This is a genomic window from Pseudomonas sp. Sample_24, from assembly GCF_004307605.1.
Lineage (GTDB): Bacteria > Pseudomonadota > Gammaproteobacteria > Pseudomonadales > Pseudomonadaceae > Aquipseudomonas.
Map to the genome: position 1 here is coordinate 1 of NZ_RCNW01000434.1, position 2,702 is coordinate 2,702.

Below are 2,702 nucleotides of genomic sequence, written 5' to 3' on the forward strand. Positions count from 1 at the left end.
TTGCCCATGATCTCGTTGACCTTGGCGAAGTGGCTCAGGTCGGTGAGGAAGATGTTCAGTTTGACGATGTCCTTGAACGAACCGCCGGCGGCTTCGGCCACGGCTTTGAGGTTCTCGAAGACCTGGACGGTCTGGGCTTCGAAGCCTTCAACCAGTTCCATGGTTTTTGGGTCCAGAGGAATCTGACCCGACATGTAAACGGTGTTGCCTGCCTTGATCGCCTGGGAGTAAGTACCGATGGCGGCCGGGGCCTTGTCGCTGGTGATAACGGTCTTGGTCATTGATGACTCCTTGTAAGAGGTGGCTACGTTTGCGCGCTATGCACGCATGCGAGTGATGCGAATCACCCCGGTGAGGGCACGCAGTTTCTTGATCACGCGGGCCAGGTGTACACGGTCGTGCACGCTGACCACCAACTGGACCACGCTGATACGACCATCGCGTTCGTCCATGCTGATTTTCTCGATGTTGCCGTCGGCCGCGTTGACGCTGCTGGCCAGCAGCGCGATCAGGCCACGCTGGTGTTCCAGCTCCACGCGCAGCTCGACGTTGAATTCGCCGGTGACGTCTTTGGCCCATGACAGCTGGATGCATTTTTCCGGGTTATGACGGATTTCGCTGATGTTGCGGCAGTTGTCCAGGTGCACGACCATGCCTTTGCCTGCGGACAGGTGGCCGACAATCGGGTCGCCCGGGATTGGCGTACAGCATTTGGCATAGCTGAGTACCAACCCTTCGGTGCCACGAATTGCCAGCGGACCTTCCGGGCTTGGCAACTGTTCGCCTTCGCCGAGCAGTCGACGAGCCACCACATAAGCCATGCGATTGCCCAGGCCAATGTCTTCCAGCAAGTCTTCGATCAGTTCCTGGCGGTATTCAACCAGCATCGCCTTGACCCGCTCGGCCGGGATTTTCTCCAGCGAGCTGTCGAAACCGTTGAGGACCTTGTTCAGCAGGCGTTCGCCCAGGCTGATGGATTCGGAGCGACGTTGCAGCTTGAGCGCATGGCGGATGTGTGTCCGCGCCTTGCCGGTGACCACGAAATTGAGCCACGCCGGATTCGGCCGCGCGCCGGGCGCGCTGACGATCTCGACCGTGGAGCCGCTTTGCAGCGGTTCGGACAGCGGCGCGAGACGGCGGTTGATCCGGCAGGCAATGCAGCTGTTGCCGACGTCGGTGTGCACCGCGTAAGCGAAGTCGACCGCCGTGGAGCCTTTGGGCAGCTCCATGATCCGGCCTTTGGGCGTGAACACGTAGACCTCGTCCGGGAACAGGTCGATCTTCACGCTTTCGATGAATTCCAGCGAGTTGCCCGCACGCTGCTGCATTTCCAGCACGCCTTTGACCCACTGGCGAGCGCGGGCGTGCGTGCCTTTTGGCTGCTCGTCGCCGCTGGATTTATACAGCCAATGGGCGGCGATGCCGTTGTTGGCCATTTCTTCCATTTCGCGGGTGCGGATCTGGATCTCGATCGGTACGCCGTGCATGCCAAACAGTGTGGTGTGCAGCGATTGGTAGCCGTTGGCCTTGGGAATCGCGATGTAGTCCTTGAAGCGACCCGGCAGCGGTTTGTACAAATTATGTACAGCACCCAGCACGCGGTAGCAGGTATCGACCTTGTCGACGATGATCCGGAACGCATAGACGTCCATGATCTCGTTGAAGGCCCGACGCTTGCCGCGCATTTTCTTGTAGATGCCGTAGAGGTGTTTCTGTCGACCGCTGACCTCGCCCTGAATGCCGTCGACGGCCAGGCAATGGCTGAGGGACTCTTCGATCTTGTTGACGATTTCCTTGCGGTTGCCCCGGGCGCGTTTGACGGCCTGGTAGATCCGCGCGGAACGCATCGGGTGCATGGCCTTGAAGCCGAGGTCTTCGAATTCTATGCGGATGGCGTGCATGCCCAGCCGGTTGGCGATGGGCGCATAGATCTCCAGGGTTTCCTTGGCGATGCGCCGGCGTTTTTCGCCGGACAGCACTTCCAGCGTGCGCATGTTGTGCAGGCGGTCGGCCAGCTTGACCAGGATCACGCGAATGTCACGCGCCATGGCCATGGCCATTTTCTGGAAGTTTTCGGCCTGGGCTTCGGCTTTGGTCTCGAAGTTCATCTGGGTCAGTTTGCTGACCCCGTCGACCAGTTCGGCCACGGTTTCGCCGAACTGCGCTTGCAGCGCTTCCTTGGCGATACCGGTGTCTTCGATCACGTCATGCAGCATGGCCGCCATCAGGCTCTGATGGTCCATGTGCATGTCGGCAAGAATATTGGCCACGGCAAGAGGATGCGTGACATACGCCTCGCCGCTACGTCGGCGTTGGCCGTCGTGGGCTTGTTCGGCGTAGAAATACGCTCGGCGGACCAGGTTGACCTGGTCTTTGCCGAGGTAGGTCGATAAGCGATCGGCGAGGGCGTCTATGCTCGGCATGATGTCTCCTGCCGTAAGCTGTGATCCCGCGCCGTGCTACGTCGACCAGGCATAGGCTTAGACGGCCTCGTTGGACTCGTCCTCGAATGCAGCAAAAAGCGGTTCATCTTCAACGATTTCGGCTTCAGCGATAGCTGCGTAGTCGATCAGGCCTTCAGCGATTTCACGCAGCGCGACGACGGTAGGCTTGTCGTTTTCCCAGGCTACTTTCGGCTCTTTGCCGCCGGTGGCCAGTTGACGGGCACGCTTGGTAGAGAGCATGACCAGCTCAAAGCGGTT

At 59.7% G+C, this 2,702-nt stretch carries 3 protein-coding genes; all 3 read right to left on the minus strand.

The window, feature by feature from the left end:
- Positions 1 to 281: Rid family detoxifying hydrolase (locus tag D8V06_RS25450; protein ID WP_130932052.1), on the minus strand; the 281-nt coding region annotated here is incomplete at its 3' end.
- Between the two features lie 36 nt (positions 282 to 317).
- Positions 318 to 2,423 carry a bifunctional GTP diphosphokinase/guanosine-3',5'-bis pyrophosphate 3'-pyrophosphohydrolase gene (gene spoT / locus D8V06_RS25455; RefSeq protein ID WP_056854171.1) on the minus strand — a complete coding sequence of 702 codons (2,106 nt, stop codon included), beginning with the start codon at positions 2,421 to 2,423 and terminating at the stop codon, positions 318 to 320.
- A gap of 57 nt (positions 2,424 to 2,480) precedes the next feature.
- On the minus strand, positions 2,481 to 2,702 hold a 222-nt coding region (gene rpoZ, locus D8V06_RS25460), incomplete at its 5' end, for a DNA-directed RNA polymerase subunit omega (protein WP_130932053.1).

What these genes read in the sequence shown, in the direction of transcription:
- spoT (WP_056854171.1), bottom strand. Translation starts at nt 2,423, where the DNA reads ATGCCGAGCATAGACGCCCTCGCCGATCGCTTATCGACCTACCTCGGC.